Origin of the sequence: Mesorhizobium sp. B2-4-2 (assembly GCF_006442845.1) — a bacterium.
Lineage (GTDB): Bacteria > Pseudomonadota > Alphaproteobacteria > Rhizobiales > Rhizobiaceae > Mesorhizobium.
The window spans coordinates 75,755-99,445 of the sequence record NZ_VFVM01000011.1 but is presented as its reverse complement, the minus strand read 5'-3'; the positions used below and the strand labels follow the sequence as shown (position 1 = coordinate 99,445).

At 63.7% G+C, this 23,691-nt stretch carries 24 protein-coding genes and 1 tRNA gene; 16 read left to right on the top strand and 9 right to left on the bottom strand.

What is annotated here, in order from left to right; all coding sequences use genetic code 11:
* Nucleotides 1–46: 46 nt before the first annotated feature.
* Entirely contained in the window at nt 47–2,632 is a 2,586-nt protein-coding gene (locus FJ942_RS22860; RefSeq protein WP_140899049.1) for an AAA family ATPase, read from the bottom strand.
* Nucleotides 2,633–2,847: 215 nt separating this feature from the next.
* On the opposite strand from FJ942_RS22860, the gene FJ942_RS22855 reads away from it, so the two are divergent.
* From FJ942_RS22855 to FJ942_RS22830, 5 genes are all read left to right on the top strand, one after another.
* The gene (locus FJ942_RS22855; RefSeq protein WP_140500909.1) at nt 2,848–3,120 is read left to right on the top strand and encodes a DUF4242 domain-containing protein; all 273 of its coding nucleotides are present in this window, start codon (nt 2,848–2,850) and stop codon (nt 3,118–3,120) included.
* Nucleotides 3,121–3,538: 418 nt separating this feature from the next.
* Nucleotides 3,539–4,036: a hypothetical protein gene (locus FJ942_RS22845; protein ID WP_140525447.1), complete on the top strand. Its 498-nt coding sequence runs from the start codon at nt 3,539–3,541 to the stop codon at nt 4,034–4,036.
* Nucleotides 4,037–4,093: 57 nt separating this feature from the next.
* Complete coding sequence (locus tag FJ942_RS22840) at nt 4,094–4,300, top strand: DUF1127 domain-containing protein (protein WP_140633254.1); 207 nt, start codon at nt 4,094–4,096, stop codon at nt 4,298–4,300.
* A 176-nt stretch (nt 4,301–4,476) separates the two neighbouring features.
* Nucleotides 4,477–5,877 (top strand): lipopolysaccharide biosynthesis protein, encoded by a 1,401-nt coding sequence (locus tag FJ942_RS22835; protein WP_140899013.1) that lies wholly within the window; start codon nt 4,477–4,479, stop codon nt 5,875–5,877.
* Entirely contained in the window at nt 5,877–7,157 is a 1,281-nt protein-coding gene (locus FJ942_RS22830) for a GNAT family N-acetyltransferase (protein ID WP_140664859.1), read from the top strand. The genes FJ942_RS22835 and FJ942_RS22830 overlap by 1 nt, the downstream gene beginning before the upstream one ends.
* Before the next feature lie 577 nt (nt 7,158–7,734).
* On the opposite strand, the gene FJ942_RS22825 is transcribed toward FJ942_RS22830, so the two are convergent.
* From FJ942_RS22825 to FJ942_RS22815, 3 genes are all read right to left on the bottom strand, one after another.
* A complete protein-coding gene (locus FJ942_RS22825) occupies nt 7,735–7,968 on the bottom strand; it encodes a polymerase (protein WP_140500900.1) in 234 nt (77 codons plus the stop codon).
* Between the two features lie 725 nt (nt 7,969–8,693).
* Nucleotides 8,694–8,903, bottom strand: coding sequence for a hypothetical protein (locus FJ942_RS22820; RefSeq protein ID WP_140500898.1), 210 nt, complete (start codon nt 8,901–8,903; stop codon nt 8,694–8,696).
* Between the two features lie 283 nt (nt 8,904–9,186).
* Nucleotides 9,187–9,271 (bottom strand) — tRNA-Leu (locus FJ942_RS22815).
* Between the two features lie 327 nt (nt 9,272–9,598).
* Here FJ942_RS22815 and FJ942_RS22810 point away from each other — a divergent pair.
* Entirely contained in the window at nt 9,599–10,186 is a 588-nt protein-coding gene (locus FJ942_RS22810; RefSeq protein WP_140899011.1) for a YqaA family protein, read from the top strand.
* A gap of 84 nt (nt 10,187–10,270) precedes the next feature.
* Nucleotides 10,271–10,789 carry a disulfide bond formation protein B gene (locus tag FJ942_RS22805; RefSeq protein ID WP_140500880.1) on the top strand — a complete coding sequence of 173 codons (519 nt, stop codon included), beginning with the start codon at nt 10,271–10,273 and terminating at the stop codon, nt 10,787–10,789.
* Between the two features lie 364 nt (nt 10,790–11,153).
* On the opposite strand, the gene FJ942_RS22795 is transcribed toward FJ942_RS22805, so the two are convergent.
* Both FJ942_RS22795 and FJ942_RS22790 read right to left on the bottom strand, forming a co-directional pair.
* A complete protein-coding gene (locus FJ942_RS22795) occupies nt 11,154–11,711 on the bottom strand; it encodes an HNH endonuclease (RefSeq protein ID WP_023677956.1) in 558 nt (185 codons plus the stop codon).
* A 130-nt stretch (nt 11,712–11,841) separates the two neighbouring features.
* Nucleotides 11,842–12,483: a DNA-3-methyladenine glycosylase gene (locus tag FJ942_RS22790; RefSeq protein ID WP_140513859.1), complete on the bottom strand. Its 642-nt coding sequence runs from the start codon at nt 12,481–12,483 to the stop codon at nt 11,842–11,844.
* A 74-nt stretch (nt 12,484–12,557) separates the two neighbouring features.
* On the opposite strand from FJ942_RS22790, the gene gluQRS reads away from it, so the two are divergent.
* Together gluQRS and FJ942_RS22780 are read left to right on the top strand one after the other, a co-directional pair.
* A complete protein-coding gene (gene gluQRS / locus FJ942_RS22785) occupies nt 12,558–13,427 on the top strand; it encodes a tRNA glutamyl-Q(34) synthetase GluQRS (protein WP_140899009.1) in 870 nt (289 codons plus the stop codon).
* 150 nt (nt 13,428–13,577) lie between these two features.
* A complete protein-coding gene (locus FJ942_RS22780; protein WP_140560188.1) occupies nt 13,578–14,474 on the top strand; it encodes a DMT family transporter in 897 nt (298 codons plus the stop codon).
* An 89-nt stretch (nt 14,475–14,563) separates the two neighbouring features.
* Here FJ942_RS22780 and FJ942_RS22775 read toward each other — a convergent pair whose 3' ends face one another.
* Entirely contained in the window at nt 14,564–15,415 is an 852-nt protein-coding gene (locus FJ942_RS22775; protein WP_140500876.1) for a YihY/virulence factor BrkB family protein, read from the bottom strand.
* A 58-nt stretch (nt 15,416–15,473) separates the two neighbouring features.
* On the opposite strand from FJ942_RS22775, the gene FJ942_RS22770 reads away from it, so the two are divergent.
* The 7 genes from FJ942_RS22770 (at nt 15,474) to FJ942_RS22740 (ending at nt 20,884) form a co-directional block, all read left to right on the top strand.
* Nucleotides 15,474–16,340, top strand: a complete 867-nt coding sequence (locus tag FJ942_RS22770; RefSeq protein ID WP_140565909.1) for an SDR family oxidoreductase — start codon at nt 15,474–15,476, stop codon at nt 16,338–16,340.
* A 25-nt stretch (nt 16,341–16,365) separates the two neighbouring features.
* Nucleotides 16,366–16,557, top strand: coding sequence for a twin transmembrane helix small protein (locus FJ942_RS22765; protein WP_140500874.1), 192 nt, complete (start codon nt 16,366–16,368; stop codon nt 16,555–16,557).
* 25 nt (nt 16,558–16,582) lie between these two features.
* On the top strand, nt 16,583–17,164 hold the full coding sequence (locus tag FJ942_RS22760) for a cob(I)yrinic acid a,c-diamide adenosyltransferase (RefSeq protein ID WP_140500873.1): 582 nt from the start codon (nt 16,583–16,585) through the stop codon (nt 17,162–17,164).
* Nucleotides 17,165–17,195: 31 nt separating this feature from the next.
* Entirely contained in the window at nt 17,196–17,996 is an 801-nt protein-coding gene (locus tag FJ942_RS22755; RefSeq protein ID WP_140565907.1) for a rhomboid family intramembrane serine protease, read from the top strand.
* 190 nt (nt 17,997–18,186) lie between these two features.
* Entirely contained in the window at nt 18,187–18,936 is a 750-nt protein-coding gene (locus FJ942_RS22750) for an electron transfer flavoprotein subunit beta/FixA family protein (protein WP_140899007.1), read from the top strand.
* A gap of 20 nt (nt 18,937–18,956) precedes the next feature.
* Nucleotides 18,957–19,886 (top strand): electron transfer flavoprotein subunit alpha/FixB family protein, encoded by a 930-nt coding sequence (locus FJ942_RS22745; protein ID WP_140565904.1) that lies wholly within the window; start codon nt 18,957–18,959, stop codon nt 19,884–19,886.
* Nucleotides 19,887–20,005: 119 nt separating this feature from the next.
* The gene (locus tag FJ942_RS22740) at nt 20,006–20,884 is read left to right on the top strand and encodes a 3-hydroxybutyryl-CoA dehydrogenase (RefSeq protein WP_140500869.1); all 879 of its coding nucleotides are present in this window, start codon (nt 20,006–20,008) and stop codon (nt 20,882–20,884) included.
* 34 nt (nt 20,885–20,918) lie between these two features.
* On the opposite strand, the gene FJ942_RS22735 is transcribed toward FJ942_RS22740, so the two are convergent.
* Together FJ942_RS22735 and FJ942_RS22730 are read right to left on the bottom strand one after the other, a co-directional pair.
* Nucleotides 20,919–22,814, bottom strand: coding sequence for a PAS domain S-box protein (locus FJ942_RS22735; protein WP_224655978.1), 1,896 nt, complete (start codon nt 22,812–22,814; stop codon nt 20,919–20,921).
* Nucleotides 22,815–23,052: 238 nt separating this feature from the next.
* Complete coding sequence (locus FJ942_RS22730; protein ID WP_140899005.1) at nt 23,053–23,691, bottom strand: NrsF family protein; 639 nt, start codon at nt 23,689–23,691, stop codon at nt 23,053–23,055.

Below are 23,691 nucleotides of genomic sequence, written 5' to 3'. Positions count from 1 at the left end.
CAGGCTCGCGTTCCCGGATTTCTGATCCGGGGCGTTTCCTACGTGCTCAGATCAGCCCGGAATCGCGCGCGGCGGCGGTCGCCTCGCCACGCGAAATGGCGTCCAGCTTGCCCAGCACCGCCGAGACATGATGATCGACGGTTTTCGGTGAGATGGTCAGGTGCTCGGCTATTCTCTTGTTGGAAAAACCGCGTTCGATCAGTTGCAGGACCTGCATCTGGCGCAGCGTCAGGCCAGCTTGATTGGCGCGCGTGCTCTGCCGCGGTCCCCTTGCAATGTTATTGACGCCATTCTGCCGCATGACGGCGCGGACGTGCTGGGCGACCGGCCGGGCACCGAGACCCTCGAATATGTCCAGGGCCAGGCGCAGGGCCGGCTCGTCGCCGTGCAGCAGGGCGAGCGCCTGCTCGAACGGAGCGCCGAGCCGGGCCCACAGCGTCGCGGCACCATGCCAATCGCCGGCGAGCAGCAGGCGATAGGGCTCCGCCATGCCGGTCGTATCGCCAGGGTCGCTTTCAGGCGACAAGAGCAGCCGCCAGACGGCCAGTTCGGCGAACATCGCCCTCGTCGGCGACAGGCTTTCTGCCAGCTCGATCAGGCGAAGCGCCTCATTGGCGTCGCCTTGCCCAAGCCATGCCAGTTCGGCCATCGACGCCGTGTAAGGCACCAGCCGCTGCAGCTCCATTCCCCTGTCCAGGAACCGCTTCATTTCCTCCAGCACAGGCCCAGCCGGATCGCCTCGCCTTATGCGCAGTTTCGCCAGTGCGACCAAGGATGGGTAACGCACCAGGGCCGTCGTTGCAGCATCGTCGATGACGTCGAGAGCCATGGCGGCCGCATCGTCCCAAAGGCCGCGTCGCAAAAGCAGCTGCGCCTGCACGCCCCGCATATAGTCGCGCCAGGTCGCGAGGTCGTTCTCAACGCAATAGGCAATGCCGCGGTCGAGAAAGGATTGCGCGCGCATAAGATCGAGCTGGTTCATTTCGGCGCAGGCGCAATTGGTGAAGCCGCGTGCCGCGTGCTCCTGGAAATTCTGCACGAGCGCGATTTCAAGGCTGCGGGCGAGGTGCAGCCGGCCCTTGGCCAGGTCAAGCCACTGCTCGGCCGAACCAAGATTGTTGAGCGCGTGGCAGATTATCTCCGGCTTGTTCAACCGTTCGGCCAGAGCGACTGCCTTGCCGCCAAGCAGCAGCGTCTCATCGAGCTTCTCGGCCAGCATCGCCAGCTGCGAGAGATTGGAATAGGCCATGGCAAGCTCCGGACTGGCAGGCGCCTGTTCCAGCAGTTCCACTGCCTGGGCCCCGAACAGGTCCGCCTGTTCGCGGTCACCCACCAGATAGGCGAAGCGCGACAGGCATCTGAGGCTGTCGCCCTCCCTGAGCGTGTCGCCCAGCGCCTGCTGTAGCCGGCGCGCCTGGCTCTGCGCCTCGATGGCCGCATCGATGCGGCCGATCAGATGGCATTCAAACGCATATCCTTCGTAAAGCCTCGCCCGGTCGCTCATCGGCAGGCTGTCGGCATGCCGCAAGGCGACCTCGTAGTAGCCGGCGGCATCGCGATGCGCGCCGACGCGGGAAGCCTCGCGCGCTGCGAGCGGGGCAAGCTCGCGCACCGCCTCAAGATTCTGGGCCTCCACCGCATGGTGCACAAGCCTTGCGGTAGTCACCTCGGCGTTTTCCTGCAGTGCGGAAAGCGCGCGTTGGTTGAATTCGCGCCGACGGCTCGAGGTCAGCGCCATCTCGATGGCGCGACGGGCGATCTCGTGCCGGAAGGCGTAGCCATCGCCGAGATCGTCGAGCAAGCCATTCGAGACACATTCCGCCAGCTGGCCGGCGCTGGCGACGCCACAGAGGCCGCGCAGCGCCCAGGCATCGGCGCGGCGTGGAAACACAGACACCGCGTCGAGCATCGAGCGCGCTCCCGGCGACAGGCGCTCGGCACGCGCCAGCACGGCGTCGCGGACGCTGGCCGGCGGGATCATCTCGCTTTCGGCAGCCAGCAATTCGGTGACGAAGAAGGCGTTGCCCGCGGTGGCGCGATAGATTGCGCTGCCGTCGCGGTTGGCTGCTTCGGCAAGCGACAACACCGCCGCCTCGCTGAGCAGTGGCACTTCGATGCGCTGGACGTTGCCGGCTGGAATTTCGCCGAGCACCCGGCGCGCACGCATCTGCCCTTCGCTGCGGTCGGTGCGTGCCGTGAACAGCACCAGCATATGTGTGTTGGTGATGCGCCGGCCCAGGAAACGGACGAAATCCAGGGTCGCGTCGTCGGCCCAGTGCATATCCTCGATGACCAGCAAACCCGGCCGAGACCTCGCCTCGAAAACCTCGAGAGCGTCTGAAAACAGGGGCAGCCGCTGACCTTGGCGGTCGTCGATTGCCCGGGGCAGTGCCCACTGCGCGTCCCGGGCCAGATCATAGAGCGGTCCCAGCGGATCGGGAATCGACAGGTCTTCGCAAGCGCTGCGGAATATGGAAACGTGCTGCCCGGCACGGGTTACGAACGCCTCGACGAGTGCCGTCTTGCCGGCGCCGGCCTCGCCCAGCAATGCCGCCACGCGGCCGCGACCGCGCGCGGCCTCCGCGAGCAGTTCCTCCAACTGATCGAGTTGTGCCTGCCGTTCCAGAAGCATCGTCACTGGCCCATAAGTATCGTCGTCCCTCGACCCTTCTCCAAAATACCCCCGCTTCGGTATCCGCAGTGTGGCTCCCAGACCAAACGTCGAAAACATAGGGAATCGTCCCGCGCAATATGGGGAAAGGCTCCGATGTGCGCTTTCGACGATCGTGATTTTTCTCCAACCGCGCTCATTTCGAGCGTGAATCAGTCACAAAAGGAAGCCACTCCATGCCTCGCTATCTGATCGAACGGACATTCCCCGACGGGCTCAACGTGCCGACGAACGACGTCGGCGCGACGGCGCTCGGCGGCATCATCATGCGCAACGCCGAGAAGGGGGTCACCTGGCTGCACTCCTTCGTGTCGCCCGACAGGAACAAGAGTTTCTGCATCTACGACGCCCCCTCGCCGGAGGCGATCCGCAGCACGGCGCAGAAGAATTCGCTACCGGTGGACAAGATCACGGAGGTGAGGGTCCTGGACCCTTACTTTTATCGCTGACCCTATGGACCAAGGATGGAACAATGAGCGTGAGATCGTCCTGGGCAGCGATGGGTGTCGGCTTTCCGTGCTGTTTCCTCCCGAAACGGCAGCCGCCGTCGTGGCGTTCGACCATGCACCCTCCCGGCGTGGTCTCGCATCGCGGATTGTCTCCGCGCTGCTCGCGCCATTGCGAAGCCGGCGCAGGCGCCTGCCACCGCAAGACGATTATTTAAGGCGGGACGTCGGCCTGCCGGAGCACGAGATGCGGCGGGACTACTGGGAATACTGGGGGTGGCATCAATGAGACCGCCGCCCGGCTAGAGAGGAACGGATCGGACCCGTCCCGCAACTGACGATCCAACGCGCAGGCAGGGCAGCAGGGCCTTACAGGCCGGTCCTGCCGCCTGCGCGTCACCAACAACCAATGGAGAATAAAATGAACGTCAATTTCTGGCGCCTTGCCGCGCTGTCCATCATGGCGATCACCGCCACTGCCGCATCTGCGGAGAGTGGCAATCGGCTGGCCGCCGAGGTGCGGGCGGCCAACGGCCGCTTCGTGAATGTCGCGGCGGCCACCGCCGAGGGCTATGCGCCGATTCCCTGCGCCAGCGGCATCACCGGCGGCGCGATGGGCATTCACTACGTCAACGGCGCCTATCTTAAGGATGATGCCGTCGACCTCGCCAAGCCGGAGGCCGTGATGTACGAGCCGATGGCCGATGGCAAGCTGAAGCTGGTGGCCGTCGAATATATCACCGCGAAGGGTCCCGCGTCGCTCGAAGGCCAGCTGTTCAACTTCGACAGCGCTCCCAACCGCTACGGCCTCGGCCCCTTCTACGAACTTCATGTCTGGGCCTGGAAGCCGAACCCGACCGGCGCCTTCGCCGACATGAACCCGAATGTCTCATGCGACGCCATGAAAAAGGCCGACTGACGGCACCGCCTGCCGGAACAGTGCCGGCAGGCCTTTTACGCGTCGCGAGGAGAAACCATGCCCGAGATAGCTATCTTCCTGGCAAGGCTGCGCGCCCCACCATGGCGGCTGATGGCCATCCTCGCTTGGCTGGCGCGCGGACAGCGCCTCCGACATGAGCGGCGTCACCTGGAGGCGATGCCCGATTTCATGCTGAAAGACATCGGCATCAGCCGTTCCGAGATCGACTATGTCGCAACTCACGGCGAAGCGCGCCGCTCTTAGGCTTGGCTGGGAGTTGGAACGACAGAGCGCCTGTCTCCCACTTGCGGCATGGAACCCACACCGGTCGTCCTCGCTCGCCCCTCTGCCATTGTGCATGCCTCTCCCACCCACCCTTTCTTAAGGTGTCTCCGCTACACCAAAGCCTGAAAAGAAGCGGAAAACGGAGAACAATCGGGGTGCGCTTTTCCGCGGCCACGACAGCCGGGCGGTTCTTGCCGCAGCGTTTGGCGCTGCGCGTGGAGCCGTTGCTTGGCCGCGTCGACGCCGTGCTGTTCACCGCCGACGAGCGCGGCGAGGCCGGCCGCATGTCGGTCATTGCCTTTTCCATCCGCATCGTCAGCGCCGTCATCGCCTTCGTCAGCCAGGTGTTGATGGCACGCTGGATGGGCTCGTTCGAATACGGCATCTTCGTCCTTGTCTGGGTGACCATGGTCATCGTCGGCAATCTCGCCTGCCTCGGCTTCCACACCTCGGTTATCCGCTTCATTCCCGAATACCGCGAGCGCGGCCTCATCGACGAGTTGCGCGGTATCGTCGTGGCCAGCCGCCTGTTCGTCCTGATCGCTTCGACGGTCATCGCCGGGCTCGGCGCACTCGGCGTGTGGCTCGCTTCGTCATGGACTGAAAACTACTATGTCCTGCCGTTCATCCTCGGCGTCATCTGCCTGCCGATGATAGCGCTGTCGGACCTGCTGCAAGGCCAGGCCAGGGCGAACAGCTGGGCGCTGTTCGCCCTGGCGCCGACCTATCTGATACGGCCCGTGCTGATCCTGCTGTTCATGGCGCTGATGCTTTTCGCCGGCTACGCGCCCGACGCGAAGACCGCGATCTTCGCCTCGATCGCCGCCACTTACGTCACCACGCTCGCCCAGCTTATCGGCGTCACCCGGCGCATGGAAAAGCAGATTCCGGCCGGGCCGCTGAAGGTGCATTTCGCACAATGGTTCATTGTCTCGCTGCCGATCTTCCTGGTCGAAAGCTTCTTTTTCCTGCTCACCAATGCCGACGTGCTGATGGTCGGCGCCTATATGGACCCCAACGACGTCGCCGTCTATTTCGCCACGGTCAAGACACTGGCGCTGGTGCATTTCGTCTACTTCGCCGTCAAGGCAGGCGTCGCTCAGCGCTATGCCCAGTTCACCCATGGCGAGCCGGAAAAGCTCGCCGCCTTCGCCCGCGAGACGGTGTCGTGGACCTTCTGGCCATCGCTCGCCATGGCGCTGCTGGTGCTGGCGCTTGGCAAACCGATGCTGATGCTGTTCGGTCCCGAATTCACATCGGGTTATCCGCTTCTGTTCCTGCTCGTCTTCGGCGTCGTGGCGCGCGCCGCCGTGGGCCCGTGCGAAAGCCTGCTCACCATGAGCGGCAACCAGAATATCTGCGCCGCCGTCTATGCCATGACGCTGGCCTTCAACATTGGCCTGAACGTGGTGCTGATCCCGCTCTTCGGCCTGTGGGGCGCCGCAATGGCCACCGCCTTCGCCATGATCTTCGAGGCCGGCGCGCTGTCCTTCACGGTCTGGCGCAAGCTCGGCATCGTCATGGCGATCTTCGTGCCAGCCAAAGGAGCCGCGTGATGGCCGCCATCCCCTTGCTCGAGGAAACCAGCGGCGGCCCCGCCGGCGCCATGGTGTCCGGCCTTGCCGGACTGGGGCGCGACACCGACCCGGCCCATATCGAGATCCTCGCCAACAACCGGCCCGAGCGGAAACTGGCCATCTATACGGCGTCGGCCGGGTTCGACCTCGTCGAGGAGCTGGATTATCTGTGCGCCCGCACCATCGAGCCCAACGTCTTCTTCAACCCGCGTTTCCTCGCGCCCGCAATGCCCCGGCTGGAAGACCGCGAGGTGCGTCTGGCCGTCATCCGTGACGGCGATGAATACCGCAACCGGCTACGCCTTCTGGTGCCGTTCTCGGTGGAGCGGCCGGTGGTGCCGCTCGGGGTTCCGGTCATGCGCACATGGTCGAGCCCGTTCGGCCCGCTCGGCACCCCGCTGGTCGACCGCGACGATCCGGTCGGTGTCCTCGAGGATTTCTTCTCGATGCTGTCGCGCCCGCATCTGAAGCTGCCGAAAGTGTTCGTCCTGCCCGACATCAGGCTCGACGGCGCGGTGGCGAGCCTGGTTGCCACTGTGGCCGAAACGCGTGGCCTGATGTTGGTCACCACCGGTCACGCCCAGCGTCCGCTGCTCGAGAGCGAACGCGACGCCGAGGACTATCTGAAGGCTTCGCTGCGCGCGCACCATTACCGCGAGTTCCGCCGCCTCAAGCGGCGGCTGGGCGACCTCGGCAAGCTTGAACATGTCGTGGCGCGCGGCCCCGACGAGATCCGTCACGCCATCGAGAGCTTCCTGACGCTGGAGGCGGCCGGCTGGAAGGGCCGCGAGCGCACGGCCATGGCGATCGACCGCTACCGCGCCGCCTTCGCCCGCGAGGCCGTGCACAGGCTGGCCGAGCAGGACCTGTGCCGCATCCATTCGCTGACGCTCGACGGCCGCACCATTGCGTGCCTGATCGTCTTCGTCGAAGCCGGCGTTGCCTACACCTGGAAGACGGCCTACGACGAAACTCTGGCCGGCTATTCGCCAGGCACGCTGCTGATGATCGAGGTGACCAGGCAGCATCTCGACGACCCCAACATCATGATGACCGATTCCTGTGCCGTGCCCGACCATCCAGTGATGAGCAGGCTGTGGACCGAGCGCAAGCCGATGGGCACGCTGGTGATCGGCCTGACGCCGGACGCCGACCGTCTCGCCCGCCAGGCGGCCTCGCAACTGCATCTCTACCGGGAGACCCGCAACATGGCCCGCCTGCTGCGCAACCGGATGAAGAGCCTGCTCAAGAGACGATAGACGCGCTCGCATCTTCTGGATCGCGTGGATGCTTGCTTCAAGCCTGAGCATTTGGTTGCTTCATGGGATAAACAGTCACTGTATTGATAGCGTTTATTCGCCAGCGCCTGCTTGAGCAACAGTCACAATCTTTCAACAAAGCGCGACAAAGGTGATGCGATTTTGGGTATAATTCATGTCGCTTGCCGGCGGCGCATCCGTTTTTCTTCAGCGCTTTTCCTCGTGGCGGACATCAGAATTAGCTAATTCGTTCGAACATATAAAGGACATTCACGGAACTTAAGTGGTAACATAAGACCTTTGGGACCAGACCCTGGGACTTTGGTCCGCCTTCACGAAATCCGGCAGCGAGCATGAGGCTAATCTTCATTGCTCTTCAGGAACTTGAAACGGCCGACCAGATCTAACTTGAGCCACTCGTCCTCATTCTTCCCCGTCGCTTTCGGCGGTGGCGCGCGGATTGCGAGGAACAGGCGCTGAACGCGAGAAATCCACCTGCCGGAACCAGCGGGGGAGCCGCCAATGGGAAAGCTGCGGGCGCCAGAATCCTGGACGCGAAAAAGCCCGCCACGGAGCCCTACGGGGACGGTCTTGGGCGAGCGAGCGCCATGTCGAAAGTGTCCGGCAGATGAGGATGCGCGCCGGTCCGTCTCACCGAAGCCGTGGTCATCGCGTCGACCGGGAGAATAATCGACATGCGAGCATAGTGGTCCGGCCACAGCGGCTTTCCAAACAGGAAGAACACGATCGCGAGAAAACAAATCAGCAGCAGGACGGCGAAGGTGTTCGCGATGATCTCGCCAAGCTGCATGTCTTTCTCCCCGAAGTCGGACACCCGCCGCTCGCAGCAACGGCGGGCGTCCAGGGACCGTCGATGAAGGGACTTTACTCGACGGCTTCCACGCCAATGAGGAACGGCGGCTTATGTTCAGGGTTTAGGACCAATGCGTCGATGCTTCGGACTTCAGTCCCAATTGCGGGTCCGAGGAGAAGGAGACAGTCTGCCTTTCGCACCGGCTAAGCCCTCCACCAAGGTACCTGACAGCCGGGAGCACAGCCCGGCCTGCTCGCCAAGTGCCGAACCTACCGCCAAAAGCAGGCCGGGCTCCTTCTGTCGATAGTCAAGATCGTCGCCCAACGGGGAAAATGACCAGCTACAAGGTGGAGGAAATCCTGGGCGAGAGAATTATCGGCACGCACGAGGTGGCGGCTTCAAGTCCCGCAGGGGCTGCCAGACGGGCAACCGGTCATCCCGATGCAACCCCGCATTCCAGGCGCGCTGTTCGTTCGGGTCACCAGATCGGAGGACGGCACGGTCGCCGAATTCAGCTTCGCGGGATTTCCTTGTTGAACCCGGATGTCGTCGGATGGGACGGCACGAGTGGCGTTTCTTGCGACTATGGCCGGTGTCTACGCCGACCCATTGGCGCGGTTCGGCGTTGATGAAACCGCCGGCTCACCCTAACCGTTTGTTTTCACGTGGATTCCGAAGCTCGTCGATGAAACCGTTTTGACCCGACTTGCACCAGAATTGCGCTAGCGTCCCAGCGGCTGTCTGGATGCCGAAACCAATTCGTCTTCGTCCCTGATCCCGGCCATGTAATTCGCGATTATGCGGGATGAAATCGCTTCGCGTTGCTGGGCCGATCGGGCGTCGAGCTTCAGCCTGTCGAACACGCGGCCAAGCAGGGCCACTTCGGAGGAATCGAAGACGCCAGCCTCCTGAGCTTTCTGACGAATCGGCATGAGTTCCTCCCTTTCAGATAAATAAGCAACAACTGATGCAAGGGGCAATCTCAAGGCCTGATATATCCACACCGAGGAACGGTCAGGCGGCCAACATAGGTCCTGAAGCGTGAAAGCGGCTACCGCATTGGACAGGCCGTCCTGCACCCTGCCGAGCCGCTCCCGGATGTCGCTCTTGCGATATCGGCTTTAAACGGCGCACGACAAACTCGAACACCATATCCGCATTTGCCGAAACGCCGATCGGGAATTAGCGGCAGACGTATCGAAGCGGCGACTGAAATGGTGCCCCTAGCCGGGATCGAACCAGCACTCCTTGCGGAACTCGATTTTGAGTCGAGCGCGTCTACCAATTCCGCCATAGGGGCTCAGGCCGGGCGGCCTGGATGGCGCGGACTATACGGTTGGAGGCCTGTTCGTCAACTGGCCTGTTGCCGATAGCCTGCGGAGCCGCGACCAAACCGCCCCTTTCGGTTTCCTGCGGGCACTGCCATTGTGCGGCGCGGAAAATCTTTCTAGACAGGCGTCGTGTCGAAGCGCCTGGCGTCCGGAAGAAGGAACGCGGCGCGCTTCGGGTCTTGGTTTCACGCATGCACCTGTTTCATCCATGCCCCTGGTTTTCTGCCTGCCCTTATGCCGGCCACGCCGTGCATGTGGGCGCCGTGCGGTAGGCATTTACGACATTAGGAGAGCCGATGCTTCGCGGACTGTACGACTGGACCTTGTCGCTGGCGGCGCGCAAATCCGCTGAATGGTGGCTGGCCTTCATCGCCTTCGTCGAGAGTTCCGTGTTCCTGGTGCCGGCCGACGTGCTCTATCTGCCGATGGCAGTGTCGCGGCCTGATCGCGCCTATCGCTATGCGCTGATCGCCACCGTCGCCTCCGTGCTGGGCGGCATCGCCGGCTGGTTCATCGGCCACTACGCCTACGACGCGCTGGCGCGGCCCATCCTCGAATTCTACGGCAAGTATGACGAGTTCGAGGCGCTGCGCGTCTCTTCGGGCATCGGCTTCATCATCTTGATGCTGATCACCTCGGGCGCCGCCCATCTGCCGCCGATCAAGGTGGTGACGATCCTTTCGGGGGTCATCGGCGTCAATCTTTTGCTGTTCATCGCACTGGCAATCGTGGCGCGCGGCGGGCGCTTCCTGCTTCTGGCCTGGCTGCTGCGCCGCTATGGCGAGCCGATCCGCGAGTTCATCGAAAAGCGCCTCGGCCTGATCGCGGGTGCGGCGGCAGCCGCCCTGATTTTGCTCTATATCCTGGTCAAATACGCCTTCTGATTCATGTCGCCCAAACCGCGCGGCGGCGTGGCGACATGGACCACAAGACCGGGCGAGCGGCGAACATAACGGACGAAAGACCCCATGACTGCGACCATGACTGCCAACACCGGACGCCAGCGGACCATGACGGCCCTGTTCCTTGCCGTAGCCATGGCCGCCACTGTCGGCTCCGCGCTCGCCTTCCAGTACATTGGCGGCTACATCCCTTGCCATCTCTGCCTGGAACAGCGCACGCCCTACTATATCGGCGTGCCGCTGATGCTGCTGGCGCTGCTTGCATCGGCGCTGCACGCGCCGGCATGGGTGGTGCGCGGCTTGCTGGCCATCGGCGGCCTGCTGATGCTCTATGGGCTGTATCTCGGCATCTATCACGCCGGCGTGGAGTGGGCCTGGTGGCAGGGCCCGGCCGATTGCACCGCGGGCGGAGGCCCGGTCGACACCGGCGGCAAAGGCGTGCTCGACGCGCTCGACAAATTCGTGCCCCCGTCCTGCGACAAGGCCGCGCTTCGCATTCTCGGCCTGTCGCTCGCCGGCTGGAACGCCATCGCCAGCCTTGTCCTAGCGGCCATCGCCTTCCGCAGCGCGCTTTCGCGCGACTGAGTCCGTTCAACCGAACGGCACGACAAGAGTTCGAGCAGAAATCCGGCGGGCCGAGTCGGATAGCGCGGCTTTCGACGTCCGAGCCAAGTCGACCCCCACTCCGTCTCGGCTCCGCCGAGCCACCTCTCCCCCGATCGACGGGGGAGAGGAATGGCGCGAACCTATTGCCTCAGGCTCCTTTCCTCTCCCTCCGGAGGGGGGAGAGGTGGCGCTGCGAAGCAGCGACGGAGTGGAGGAAGCCGGTCCTCAAAACGCGAAGCCGCTGATAAGTGAGCGCGGCCGAGCTGGTCCGATATCAGGGTATGTCAGACTATCATGGAGACAATCGCTTCAGACGGCCGGCGTTCCGAATTGTCGGACGCTCTCAGGGTTCGAGTTCGACATCCCAGTACAGATAATCCATCCAGCTTTCATGCAGATGGTTGGGCGGGAACAGACGGCCATTATTGTGCAGGTCGTGCACCGTCGGCTGGTAGGGCTTCTGCAACGGCCACATCTTGGCATGCGCCGGCATCATGCCGCCTTTCCTGAGATTGCAGGGGGAACAGGCGGCGACGACATTCTCCCACGTCGTAGCACCCCCGCGGTGGCGGGGGATGACGTGATCGAAGGTCAGATCGTCGGGCGTGCCGCAATATTGGCACTGGAAGCGGTCACGCAGGAAGACATTGAAGCGTGTGAAGGCGGGATGCCGCGACGGCTTCACATAGGCCTTCAGGCTGACGACGCTCGGCAGCTTCATCGAGAAGGTCGGCGAGGACACCGCGTGCTCGTATTCGGCGACGATGTTCACCCGTTCGAGGAACACCGCCTTGATGGCGTCCTGCCACGACCAGAGCGACAGGGGGTAATAGCTGAGCGGACGGTAATCCGCATTCAGCACCAGCGCTGGAAGCCCATCCGGAGATACGGCAACCGTCACGTCGTTGGCCTCCTTGGTTCTCTAACCTGAATGGCGCGGATACTGTAAGCCCGACATGACAGGGATGTGAAGCGGATTGTCACGCGTCCGAAGGCACAAAAAAACGAGATTTTGATGCTTTTTCGCGTTTTCAGGCCGGGGGTGCGGCATCCCTGCCCTTCAATTCGCGATAATAGGACCAGAAAAGCCGCGATGCGACACCTCTCCATGGGCTCCATGATTCGGCGAGTTGGATCAGTGTTTTCTCCTGCGGACGCGGGTCGATGCCGAGCGCATGGCCGACGGCGGTCTGGAGCGCGACATCGCGCGCCGGGAAGATGTCGGGATGGCCTGCGGCGAACAGCAGATACACCTGTGCCGTCCACGGTCCGATACCGGGCACCGCCGTCATGGTCGTGATTGCCTCGCCGGCGTCAAGCGAACACAAATGATGAAGATCGAGGCCGTCCGCCACCGCCTGGGCGGCGGCGAGGAGGCCGCGTTGCTTGGGTCGCGACAGGCCCGCCTCGCGAAACATGTCCTCGCCGGCGGCAAGGATCGCCAGCGGCGTCAACGGGTCGACCAGTTTCGTCAGCCGGCCGAAGATCGCATCGGCGCTGGCGCGCGACACCTGCTGCGAGACGATAATCGAGGCAAGGCTCGAGAATCCTGGTTGGGACAGCCGTAGCGGCACCTCGCCCGCCATGCCGCGGATCTTTTCCAGCCTTGGGTCGATCGCGCAAAGCGCGTCGAGTCCCCGGGCGATGTCGTCCAATGTGGCGATACGTTGCATGCTTTCTTGTTCCTGAACCGGCCGCACGGTAGCAATTGGCAAAACCGCCGCACAACCCGATTGCCGCTCAAGAGATGACACTCCTGACATTCCGTTTCGCGCCCAGTCCCAATGGCGAACTGCATCTCGGCCATGCCTTTTCGGCGCTGCTCAACCAGAAACTGGCGCGAGCGGTCGGCGGCCGCCTGCTGCTGCGCATCGAGGATATCGATACCACGCGCTGCTCGCCGGAATTCGAGGCGGGCATCTTTGCCGACCTGAAATGGCTCGGTCTTGCCTGGGAACAGCCTGTACGACGGCAATCCGAGCACTTCGCCTGTTATGAGACGGTGCTTGACCGGCTGATCCGGGAGGACCTCGTCTATCCCGCCTTCATGAGCAGAAGCGAAATCCGGGCTTTCATCGCCGACAGCAAAAAGCGCGACTGGCCGCGCGATCCCGATGGCGTGCCGGTCTATCCCGCCGTCGACAAGGCGCGGCCGGCGAAGGAACGCCGGCGCCGCATTGCCGAGGGCGCTCCCTTCGCCTGGCGGCTGGATGTCGATGCGGCGATGGCACGCGTCGGCAAGGATTTGTCATGGAACGAATTTTCAGACGAATCGCTTTCCGCGACGCGCGTCGTCGAGGCCCGCCCGCGCGATTGGGGCGACGTGATCGTGGCGCGCCGCGAAATCCCGACCAGCTATCATCTCGCCGTCGTCGTCGACGATGCGCTGCAGGGCGTCAGCCATGTCGTGCGCGGCCAGGATCTTTATTCCGCCACCGGGGTACAGCGGCTGCTTCAGGAACTGCTTGGCCTGCCGCAGCCAGCCTATTTCCATCACCGGCTGATCCTGGGACCCGACGGGCGCAAGCTGTCGAAAAGCCGGAAGGACACCGGCCTTGCCGTCTTGCGCGAAGCGGGCGTGTCGACTCACGATGTCAGGCGGATGGTCGGTCTCTGACGCAGGCGAAGGCCGAAGAGGCAGTTTGCGGAAAAGGCGGCCGGTTGAATTCCGGTGATGCATGGATCAATCGTTTCGTTTTGCGCGCCGGCTTGAACCGGACTAGAGCTTCGCCACGGCTCAATTCTCATCAAGCGCGGTCCCCGGAAAATGCACAGCGTCAAGCGGCTCATCCCCGCCACTTTCGTCGTCCTGTGGGCGACCGGCTTCATCGGCGCCCGCTATGCCATGCCGTGGGCCGAACCGTTTACGTTCCTGGCTGCGCGCTTCGTCCTGGCGGCGGCGTTGTTCGCCGGCCTGGTGGTCGTGCTTGGCTCCAAGAGAGCCTCCCGCGAAGAGGCATTGCACGCCACCGGGGCCGGCATTCTGATGCATGGCGTCTATCTCGGCGCGGTCTTCTGGGCTATCCACAGGGGCATGCCCGCCGGGCTGTCGGCGCTGATTGTCGGCCTGCAGCCGCTGATCACGGCGGTGCTCGCCGGCAAGTTTCTCGGCGAGGCGATCCTGCCGCGCCATTGGGCCGGCCTCGCGGTCGGCCTGGCCGGCGTCGTCATCGTGCTCTGGCCAAAGCTCGGCGCGCTCGGCGGCGGCGTGACGTCAGCCACGCTGACCGCCTCGCTGGTCTCGGTGCTCGGCATGAGCGCCGGCACGATATGGCAGAAGCGTTTTGCTTCCGGCGGCGACCTCGTCGCCGCGACCATGTGGCAATATGTCGGCGGCGCTTCGGTGATGATCCTGGCTTCACTGGCCTTCGAGACCCACACGGTCGTCATCAACGGCGAATTGATCTTCGCCATGGTCTGGCTGGTGCTGGTGCTGTCGATCGGCGCCATCTTCCTTCTGATGGTGATGATCCGCGACGGCGAGATGTCGAAGGTCGCTTCGCTGTTCTATCTGGTGCCGGCGGTGACGGCCGTCATCGCCTGGGCCTTGTTCGACGAGCAGCTCAACGCGCTTCAGATTGCCGGCATGGCGATCACGACCTTCGGTGTCGGTCTGGCAACGGCGCGGCAGACCAAGGGAAGAATTGTAGAAATGAGGAATTGAGGAATTGAGGAAAATGGTGCCATCTGGCGCTGGGGGCTTCTTCTTCAATTCTCCAATTCTCCAATTCTCCAGTTCTTCAATTCAGCCGGTCATCCCACCCGCGCGCGTGCCTCGAGATAGCGGCTGATTGCTGCGTTGAGTTCGCCGCCGAGAATGAAGATCGCGGACACGATGTAGAGAAAGACCACCGCGATCATGATCGAGGCAAGCCCGGCATAGGTCGTCACATAGGACGAGAAATGGTCGAGATAGGTGGCGAAAATGGTCGAGCCTATCAGCCATGCGGCGAGCGTGAAGACGATGCCGGGGATCAGCGAGACGAAACGGCGCTTGCCGGCCGGCAGCCAGTAATGCACTGAAAACAGACCGCCGACGATGACGGTCGAGGCGATGACGTAGCGCCACAGCGTGATGGTGCCCGTATAGGGTTTTATCCACTCGAAATGCGCCTCGGCCAGCCGCGCCAGCAATGGCGCGAAGACCAGGAGCACGCTGATCGCCAGGAAGCCTGCCGTGGCGATCAGCACGAAGAAGATGCTCTGCACGCGGCGATAGATGATGCCGCGCGTCTCGGTGACGCGATAGGCCCGGTTGAGCGAGGTGCGCAGCGCCTCGATGCCGTTCGAGGCGAAATAGGCGGCCAGCAGCACGCCGTAGGTGAGCAGATCCGATCGTCGCACGGTGAGCACGTTCAGCACCTCTCGCGCGATCGGTTTGGCGATTTGTTCCGGCCAGGTGTCGAAGACCAGGTGCACGGCCGTGTCGGCGAAGGCTTGCGCGCCGAGGAAGCTCGCCAGCGTGGTGGCGAAGATCAGGAACGGAAACAACGCCATCAGCGAGGTGATTGCCAGATGGCTGGCCATCGCCCAGCCGTCATCGGTGTTGAAATGACCGATCGCGTCGTAGAGCACGCGGCGCAGGGCGACGATATTCCGCAACAAGAACCGCGCTCCCCTTCGATTGTCTCGACGCCGCGAATATGGGAAGGGAATGCGGCAAATGGCAACCCTTGGTCATAAGACGAATCCGTCGGCACGCGCGTTGCGCGTCATCATCGTCACCGGCGCGTCGTCCGGCATAGGCGCTTATTGCGCGCGGGCGCTCAAGGCGGAAGGCTGGCGGGTGTTCGCCACGGCGCGCAAGCCCGAAGACATCGCGGCCCTGGAAAAGGAGGGCATCGAGGCGTTCTATCTGGACTATCGCGAACCTGCCTCCATCGAAGCGCTTGCGGCTTCAGTGCTGGAGCGGACCGGCGGCAGAATCGATGCTCTGTTCAACAATGGCGCCTATGCACAAGCGGGCGCGGTCGAGGATCTGCCGGTGGCCGCCTTGCGCGAGCAGTTCGAGGCCAATTTCTTCGGCTGGCACGACCTGACCCGCCGGCTCGTGCCGGTGATGCGCCGCCAGGGCCGTGGCCGGATCGTTCATTGCTCGTCGATCCTTGGCTTGGTGCCGGTACGTTTTCGCGGCGCCTATTCGGCATCCAAACACGCTTTGGAGGCGCTGATGCTCTGTCAGCGCCAGGAACTGGCCGGCAGCGGCGTGCATGTCTCGCTGATCGAGCCGGGGCCGGTGAACTCGAAGATCGCCAGCAATGGCCTCGCCTGGTTTCTCAGGAATATCGACCATGAGAATTCCGTGCATCGCGCGGACTATGAGGCGCAGTTGGAACGGATGCGCACCGGCGGCAGCCAATCGGCGCTGAAGCCGGGGCCGGAAGTGGTCCACAAAGCGCTTCGCCATGCACTTCTGTCGCGGCGCCCGCGCCCGCACTATGTGGTAACAGTGCCGGCCAAGGTCGGCGCCACGCTCAAACGCATCCTTCCGGCATCGATGCTTCACCGCCTGCTCGCCAAACGCGCCTGAACAAGAAAGGGACTGGAAACGCAAAATGGCATCCGTCTTCAACATCCTTGCCATCCTGGTCATGGTCGCCGTGGTGATCGTGCTGGTCCGGGGCCTGATCAACATGATGCGCGGCGGTTCCGGCATGACCTCCAACAAGCTGATGCAGACGCGCGTCGTGCTGCAGGCCGTGGCGCTGGCGCTGATCCTGCTGGCGGTGTATTTCACCCGCAAATGAGGACACCGGCCGTTCGGGAGGCGACGTGGTCAAGCTCAACAAGATCTACACCCGCACCGGCGACAACGGCACCACCGGGCTCGGCACGGGTGAGCGGCGGCTGAAGTCCGATCTCAGGGTGGACGCCTACGGCACTGTCGACGAAGCCAATGCCTGCATTGGCATGGCTCGTGTTCACACCGCCCCAAGCCACCCCGCGATTGACGCCATGCTTGCCCGCATCCAGAACGATCTCTTCGACCTCGGCGCCGATCTGGCCGTGCCCGACGACGGCAAGCCGCTCGGCTACGAGCCGCTGCGCATCATTGCCGCGCAGACCGAGCGCGTCGAACACGACATCGATCTCCTCAACAACGACCTCCAGCCGCTCAAATCCTTCGTGCTGAACGGCGGCACGCCGGCCGCCGCTGCGCTCCATCTCGCCCGAACGGTGGCGCGGCGGGCCGAGCGGCTGATGGTGGCGCTCGCACAGCATCCTGGTGAGCACGTCAACCGCGACGGGCTGAAATACATCAACCGCGTCTCCGATTTCCTGTTCGTCGCCGCCAGGGCGGTCAATGACAATGGAAATGCCGACGTGTTATGGGTTCCTGGCAAGAACCGCTGAACTATGCCAAGGCGGGAGAGGCCAGGCACCTATGTTCGTCCCGCTCTACGACACCAACAGGCTGCGGCACATCAGGCTGCAATATGTGACGATCGCCCTGATCCTGGCCAACGCGCTGGTCTATTGCGCCACCGCGCTCGGGGGCGAGAATTTCACCAATGCCGCCGTGCTCGGCCTCGGCTTCATCCCCTCCGTGGTGCATGACACGGCAGAGCTCGACCCGCGCTTTATCGTCATTCCCGAAAGCCTGAGCTATCTCACCTACTCATTCCTGCATGCCGACATTTTCCACCTTGCCGGCAACATGCTGTTCCTGTGGGTGTTCGGCGACAATGTCGAGGACGCGCTCGGCCATATCCGCTATCTCATCTTCTACCTCCTGTGCGCCATCGCCGGAGCCGCCTTCCAGGGCCTCATCGCGTGGGACTCGCAGGTGCCGCTGATCGGCGCCTCCGGCGCCATCGCCGGCGTGGTCGTCGCCTACCTGATCCTCTATCCCAGGGTGAAGGTCTGGGTGCTGGCCTTTGCCCGCATTCCGCTGCGCATCCCGGCCTTCATCCCGCTCCTCCTGTGGGTGCTGTTCCAGATCGTCATGTTCGCCGCCGGTGGCGAGGACCAGATTTCCTGGGCCTGCCACATAGGCGGCATCATCGCCGGCGCCGTGCTGGTGCTCGTGCTGCGCAGCCGCGGCGTGCCGCTTTTTGCGGGCGCGGACGAAGAGGCCGCACCCGCCGACCAGCCCGCCATCGCCGTAGATCCGGCCGTAAACGAGCCGATTGCCGCGCAGCCCGTGCCACGCTGGGGTCGGGGAAGTGCCCCCGGCCCCGACTGAACCGATTGAGTGAATTGCCCGACGCCGTAGCATATTGACGTGCGGGTTCGCCGCAACTACGGAAGCGTTTCCGCCCGCCTTTGGCGGTTGAAGAGCAGAATTTCCATCCGGAATGTCGGCTTTCGACAACTCTGACAGGGTTCACGCTGGTATAGCGCGCCCCAACTATCTCAAGAGAGGTGACAGGAAAATGAAGATCCTTGTGCCCGTGAAGCGGGTTGTGGATGCGAATGTGAAGGTTCGCGTCAAGGCTGACGGTTCGGCGGTGGAATTGGCCAACGTCAAGATGGCGATGAACCCATTCGACGAGATCGCGGTGGAAGAGGCGATCCGGCTCAAGCAAGCCGGCAAGGCCGAAGAGATCATCGTCGTGTCGATCGGCCCACAGCAGGCGCAGGAGACGCTTCGCACCGCGCTCGCCATGGGCGCCGACCGCGCCATCCTGGTCAAGACCGACGAGCAGACAGAGCCACTGGGCGTCGCCAAGGTGCTGAAGGGCGTGGTCGAGGCCGAGCAGCCCGGCCTGGTCATCCTCGGCAAGCAGGCGATCGACGATGATTCCAACCAGACCGGCCAGATGCTCGCAGCCCTTCTCGGCTGGGCGCAGGGCACGTTTGCTTCCAAGGTGGTGCTCGACGGCGACAAGGCCAGGGTGACGCGCGAGGTCGACGGCGGCCTGCAGACGGTTGAGCTGAAGATGCCGGCGATCGTCACTGCCGACCTTCGCCTCAACCAGCCGCGCTATGCATCGCTGCCCAACATCATGAAGGCCAAGAAGAAGCCGCTCGACGAGAAGAGCCCGGCCGACTACGGCGCCGACGTCAAGCCGCGGCTGAAGGTCATCAAGACCGAAGAGCCGGGCGGCCGCAAGGCGGGCGTCAAGGTCAAGAGCGTCGCCGAGCTCATCGACAAGCTGAAGAACGAAGCCGGCGTGCTCTGAGATCGGAAGGAACAGATAAAATGACCATTCTCCTCATCGCCGAACACGACAACGCTACCCTTTCCGACCAGACCGCCAAGGCGCTGTCGGCCGCGCTGCAGATCGGCTCGGACGTGCATGTGCTGGTGGCCGGCAAGGGCGCCAAGGGCGCAGCCGACGCCGCCGCCAAGCTGAAGGGCGTGAGCAAGGTGCTGCTGGCCGAAGCCGACGAGCTTGCCGAGCGTCTCGCCGAGCCGACCGCGGCGCTCGTCGTGTCGCTGGCCGGCTCCTATGACACCATCGTCGCGCCGGCAACCTCGTCGGGCAAGAACGTCGCGCCGCGCGTGGCCGCTTTGCTCGACGTGGCGCAGGTCTCCGAGATCATCGAAGTGATCTCGCCGGATACCTTCAAGCGGCCGATCTATGCCGGCAACGCCATCCAGACGGTACAGTCGTCCGATGCCAAGAAGGTCATCACCGTGCGCACCGCCTCCTTCCAGGCGGCGCCCGAGGGCAGTTCGGCCGCTGTCGAAACCGTCAGCGCTGCGGCCAATCCGGGCCTCTCCTCCTTTGTCGAGAACAAGCTGTCGGAGACCGACCGTCCGGAACTGACCTCGGCCAAGATCATCATCTCGGGCGGCCGCGCGCTCGGCTCCTCGGAGAAGTTCCAGGAGGTCATCCTGCCGGTCGCCGACAAGCTCGGCGCTGCCGTCGGCGCATCCCGCGCCGCCGTCGATGCCGGTTATGCGCCGAATGACTGGCAGGTCGGCCAGACCGGCAAGGTCGTCGCCCCCGACCTCTACATCGCCGTCGGCATCTCCGGCGCCATCCAGCACCTCGCCGGCATGAAGGATTCGAAGGTCATCGTCGCCATCAACAAGGACGAGGAAGCGCCGATCTTCCAGGTTGCCGACTATGGCCTCGTCGGCGATCTGTTCGTTGTCCTGCCGGAGTTGCAGAAGGCGCTTTGACGCCCTGCCGCAAAGCGTATTAAATTGTGAGGGGTGGGGTAGACGAAGTCGCCCCACCCTTTTAGTTTGCACCGCACAAAAAGCAGGCCGCAAAGGCCTTTTTCGACGGGATCGGTGTAATGAGCAAGATCGAAACGATCGGCATCATCGGCGCGGGCCAGATGGGCGGCGGCATCGCCCATGTCTCCGCGCTTTCGGGCTACAAGGTGCTGATCTACGATATATCGCCCGACCGTATCGAGAAGGGCATCGCCACTGTCAGCGGCAACATGGCCCGCCAGGTGGGGTCCGGCAAGCTCGACGAGAAGCTCCGCAATCAGGCGATGGCGCGCATCGCGGCGGCGCCATCCATGGCCGATCTCGCCGGTGCCGACCTGGTCATCGAGGCGGCGACCGAGGACGAGACGGTCAAGCGCAAGATCTACGCCCAGCTTTGTCCGCAGCTCAATCCCGAGGCCATACTGGCGACCAATACCTCGTCGATCTCGATCACGCGGCTAGCCGCGCAGACTGACCGCCCCGAGCGCTTCATCGGCATCCACTTCATGAATCCGGTTCCCCTGATGAAGCTGGTCGAACTGGTGCGCGGCATCGCCACCGAGGACCAGACCTTCGAGGCGGCGAAGACCTATGTGAAGCAGCTCGACAAGACGATCACGGTCTCGGAGGATTTTCCGGCCTTCATCGTGAACCGCATCCTTTTGCCGATGATCAACGAAGCGATTTACACGCTTTATGAAGGCGTCGGCACGGTCGATGCGATCGACACCGCCATGCGGCTCGGCGCCAACCATCCGATGGGGCCGCTGCAGCTGGCCGATTTCATCGGCCTGGACACCTGCCTGTCAATCATGCAGGTGCTGCATGACGGCCTGTCGGATTCGAAGTACCGCCCCTGCCCGTTGCTGGTCAAATATGTCGAGGCCGGCTGGCTCGGCCGCAAGACCGGCCGCGGCTTCTACGATTATCGCGGCGAGCATCCGGTTCCGACACGCTGACCCGCCAGACTGATCACGGCCTGGCCGCGCGGGTTTACGACGCGGCGGCCAGGGGCGTGGGCGTCTCGATTTCGACCCTGTCGTCCTTCGCATCGGTCTCCGGCGCCATGGACACGCATCCGCGACCGGCAGCCTTGGCCACGTAGCAGGCGGCGTCTGCCCTGGCGATGATCTCGTCGACCGCGCCGCAATCTGCGTTGATAGGAGCCAGTCCGATGCTGGCGCCGATCGAATGAGGACGGCCTTCCCAGGTGAAGTCGAGGCCCTGTATCGCATCGATGATGGATCGCGCCGCGATTCTGGCCCCGGCAGCCGAGCCCGACTTCAGAATGACCGCGAATTCGTCGCCGCCCAGACGCGCGACCATGTCCTGCGGACCAAGCACGCCACGCACGGCCTCGGCAACGCGCTTGAGCAATGCGTCTCCCGCCGCGTGGCCGCCTGTGTCGTTGACCAGTTTGAAATGATCGAGGTCGATGAACATGAACTGATGTCCGATCCCCTCCTTGCGGGCCTGATCGACCAGTTCTTCCATGGCGCGGATGAAACTCGCGCGGTTGGCAAGGCCGGTCAGCGCATCATGCGCGGCGGCGTGGGCAAGCTGGCGCTGCAGCGCGCGCGCATCGGTGAAGTCCTGGAAGACGATGACCAGTCCGCAGAATTCGTTGCGTTCGTTCATGATCGGCGACACGACCTGCCGGATGCTGCAGCGCGTCTCGTCGCGCCGGATGAGGACGGCGCGGCTGTTCTGGTCATCGGCTCCCTGGCCGCCGATCGCAGGCCGCGCCACGCCGATCCTGTGGCCGGTCTCCTCGTCGACCGCCCAATAGACATGGCCGAGCGTCTTGCCGAGGGCATCATTGCAGGAGACACCGGTCAGCTTTTCGGCGACAGGATTCATGAAGGTGACGCGGTTGGCGGCATCGGTGCAGATGACGGCATCGCCGATCGACTGGAGCGTCACTTTGAGGCGCTCCTTTTCGTCCGCCAGCATGGCCGCCGACACGGCGAGGCGCTCCTCCGCCTGCTTGCGCCGGGTGATGTCGGTCAGGCTGCCTATCGCCCTGATCAGCCGCCCCTCTTCGTCGCGCTCGATCGCCTTGCCACGGTCGAGGAACCAGAGCCAGCGGCCATCCTTGTGGCGCATCCTGAATTCGGCCTCGAAGAACGGCGTGCGGCCTTCGAGATGGGCGCGGTCCGCCTCGGCCACTGCTTCGCGGTCGTCGGGATGTATCATCGCCAGCCAGTGATCGGGGTCACCGTCGAGTTCCCCGTCGGCGTAACCCAGCATCTTGACCCAGGTCGAGGAATAGTTAGTGCCGCCCCTGCGCTTGTCGAAGTCCCAGACGCCCTGGCCGGCGCCGGCCAATGCAAAGTTCCAGCGCGTTTCGGCCTCGGCGATCCGCGCCTCGGCCTGCTTGCGCGCATCGATGTCCTCTATCTGCGAGACGAGATACAGCGGCCGGCCGCTATTCCCGTCGCGAATGACGGAGCCGGCCAGCCTGGCCCAGACGGGCGTGCCGTCCTTCTTGAGATAGCGCTTCTCGAAATGAAAGGAATCGATCTTGCCGGCCTTCAGGTCTTCCATCGTCTCCCGCCCGATCTCCAGATCGTCGGCATGCGTGAGCTGGAAGAAGGTCAACGCCTCGATCTCGTCGCGGCGGTAGTCGAGCATGGCAGCGAAAGCCGGGTTGGCCTCGAGAATGCGCCCGTCGAGGCCGACGATGGCGACGCCGATGGAGGAATCCTCCATGGCACGGCGGAAGCGCTGCTCGCTCTCGGCGATCTGGCGGCGGTCCTTGCGGATGACGCGCGCGAACATGCAGGCCAGGAGAAGTGCGCCGGCTGCCACACCGACCGACGCCTGCACACATAATTCGAGCGTCTCGGCGCCGGGATCCAGCCGCGACAGCAGGATCGATGCCGTCATCGCCGCTGTCCCGCCCACGAGCAGAGCCAACCCCGCATGTCTGTGCGGCGCCGGCCCGATGATCCTTCGCATTGCCACGATTTGTACCACCCCGTGGGCAATCGCATTTCCCGTGAAAATCCTGACGGATCGATTTTAAGGAAAGGTTGCGTCGGGTATCGGCGATGCCGCCGGCCGGCAAACATTTGCCGGCATGATTAAGGATCGGTATGCGCGGGATGCAGCAGCGGGCGTCGCGCTACCAGCGCACGAAAAACCGGCCGCCGAGCGCGCCGAGCAGCGCCAGCGCGGCGATCGCGATCGTATACCAGGTGGCGACGAAAAGCGGCGAATCATCAAAGCAATGCGCGGCATAGAAGGTTGCCGCCAGCCCGCCGGCGAGCAGGCCCGCGGCCGTGCCGGCCAGCACCGGCCGTGTCGGCGCGCCATAGCGCAGCATCCACAGGAAGATGGCAAGCGGGCCGATGCCGATCAGCGGGATGAGCCCCATGCAGACCATCATGTTGGAACCGACGAGACGCCTGCCCCAGTCGGCCTCGGGCACGGCGTAAAGCTCCAGCACCACGGCCACTGCCACGAGCACGGGCGCAGCCGCCATCCAGGCCGCCGCCTTGCCTGTCGATGCTCCCGGTGTCGACAATGCCCTGACGAAGGCGAAGGCGCTGGCGGCGAGCACGATGGTGAACAGGAACTTCGAAAGAAAGCGCATCGTATGTGCGGCAGCCATGAAGTCGGGGCGCGGACCGATCGTCATCACGAAAACCGCGCCCGCGATCACGGCGGCCACGCCGGCAGCCAGCCACCAGGCCGAGCGCAGCGGCATCGCCTTGCTGCGGGCGTCGGCATCAAGCGCCTTGATGAGATCTTCGGTCCTCAT

Excerpts from the sequence above, each read along its gene's own strand:
- FJ942_RS22740 (WP_140500869.1), top strand. The coding sequence starts at position 20,006 with ATGAGCAAGATCGAAACGATCGGCATCATCGGCGCGGGCCAGATGGGC.
- FJ942_RS22780 (WP_140560188.1), top strand. The coding sequence starts at position 13,578 with ATGCACAGCGTCAAGCGGCTCATCCCCGCCACTTTCGTCGTCCTGTGG.
- FJ942_RS22840 (WP_140633254.1), top strand. The coding sequence starts at position 4,094 with ATGCCCGAGATAGCTATCTTCCTGGCAAGGCTGCGCGCCCCACCATGG.
- FJ942_RS22765 (WP_140500874.1), top strand. The coding sequence starts at position 16,366 with ATGGCATCCGTCTTCAACATCCTTGCCATCCTGGTCATGGTCGCCGTG.
- FJ942_RS22845 (WP_140525447.1), top strand. The coding sequence starts at position 3,539 with ATGAACGTCAATTTCTGGCGCCTTGCCGCGCTGTCCATCATGGCGATC.
- FJ942_RS22830 (WP_140664859.1), top strand. The coding sequence starts at position 5,877 with ATGGCCGCCATCCCCTTGCTCGAGGAAACCAGCGGCGGCCCCGCCGGC.
- gluQRS (WP_140899009.1), top strand. The coding sequence starts at position 12,558 with ATGACACTCCTGACATTCCGTTTCGCGCCCAGTCCCAATGGCGAACTG.
- FJ942_RS22745 (WP_140565904.1), top strand. The coding sequence starts at position 18,957 with ATGACCATTCTCCTCATCGCCGAACACGACAACGCTACCCTTTCCGAC.
- FJ942_RS22750 (WP_140899007.1), top strand. The coding sequence starts at position 18,187 with ATGAAGATCCTTGTGCCCGTGAAGCGGGTTGTGGATGCGAATGTGAAG.
- FJ942_RS22730 (WP_140899005.1), bottom strand. The coding sequence starts at position 23,691 with ATGAGGACCGAAGATCTCATCAAGGCGCTTGATGCCGACGCCCGCAGC.
- FJ942_RS22735 (WP_224655978.1), bottom strand. The coding sequence starts at position 22,814 with ATGACGGCATCGATCCTGCTGTCGCGGCTGGATCCCGGCGCCGAGACG.
- FJ942_RS22825 (WP_140500900.1), bottom strand. The coding sequence starts at position 7,968 with ATGCAGCTTGGCGAGATCATCGCGAACACCTTCGCCGTCCTGCTGCTG.
- FJ942_RS22855 (WP_140500909.1), top strand. The coding sequence starts at position 2,848 with ATGCCTCGCTATCTGATCGAACGGACATTCCCCGACGGGCTCAACGTG.
- FJ942_RS22755 (WP_140565907.1), top strand. The coding sequence starts at position 17,196 with ATGTTCGTCCCGCTCTACGACACCAACAGGCTGCGGCACATCAGGCTG.
- FJ942_RS22820 (WP_140500898.1), bottom strand. The coding sequence starts at position 8,903 with ATGCCGATTCGTCAGAAAGCTCAGGAGGCTGGCGTCTTCGATTCCTCC.
- FJ942_RS22810 (WP_140899011.1), top strand. The coding sequence starts at position 9,599 with ATGCTTCGCGGACTGTACGACTGGACCTTGTCGCTGGCGGCGCGCAAA.
- FJ942_RS22805 (WP_140500880.1), top strand. The coding sequence starts at position 10,271 with ATGACTGCGACCATGACTGCCAACACCGGACGCCAGCGGACCATGACG.
- FJ942_RS22860 (WP_140899049.1), bottom strand. The coding sequence starts at position 2,632 with ATGCTTCTGGAACGGCAGGCACAACTCGATCAGTTGGAGGAACTGCTC.
- FJ942_RS22790 (WP_140513859.1), bottom strand. The coding sequence starts at position 12,483 with ATGCAACGTATCGCCACATTGGACGACATCGCCCGGGGACTCGACGCG.
- FJ942_RS22770 (WP_140565909.1), top strand. The coding sequence starts at position 15,474 with ATGGCAACCCTTGGTCATAAGACGAATCCGTCGGCACGCGCGTTGCGC.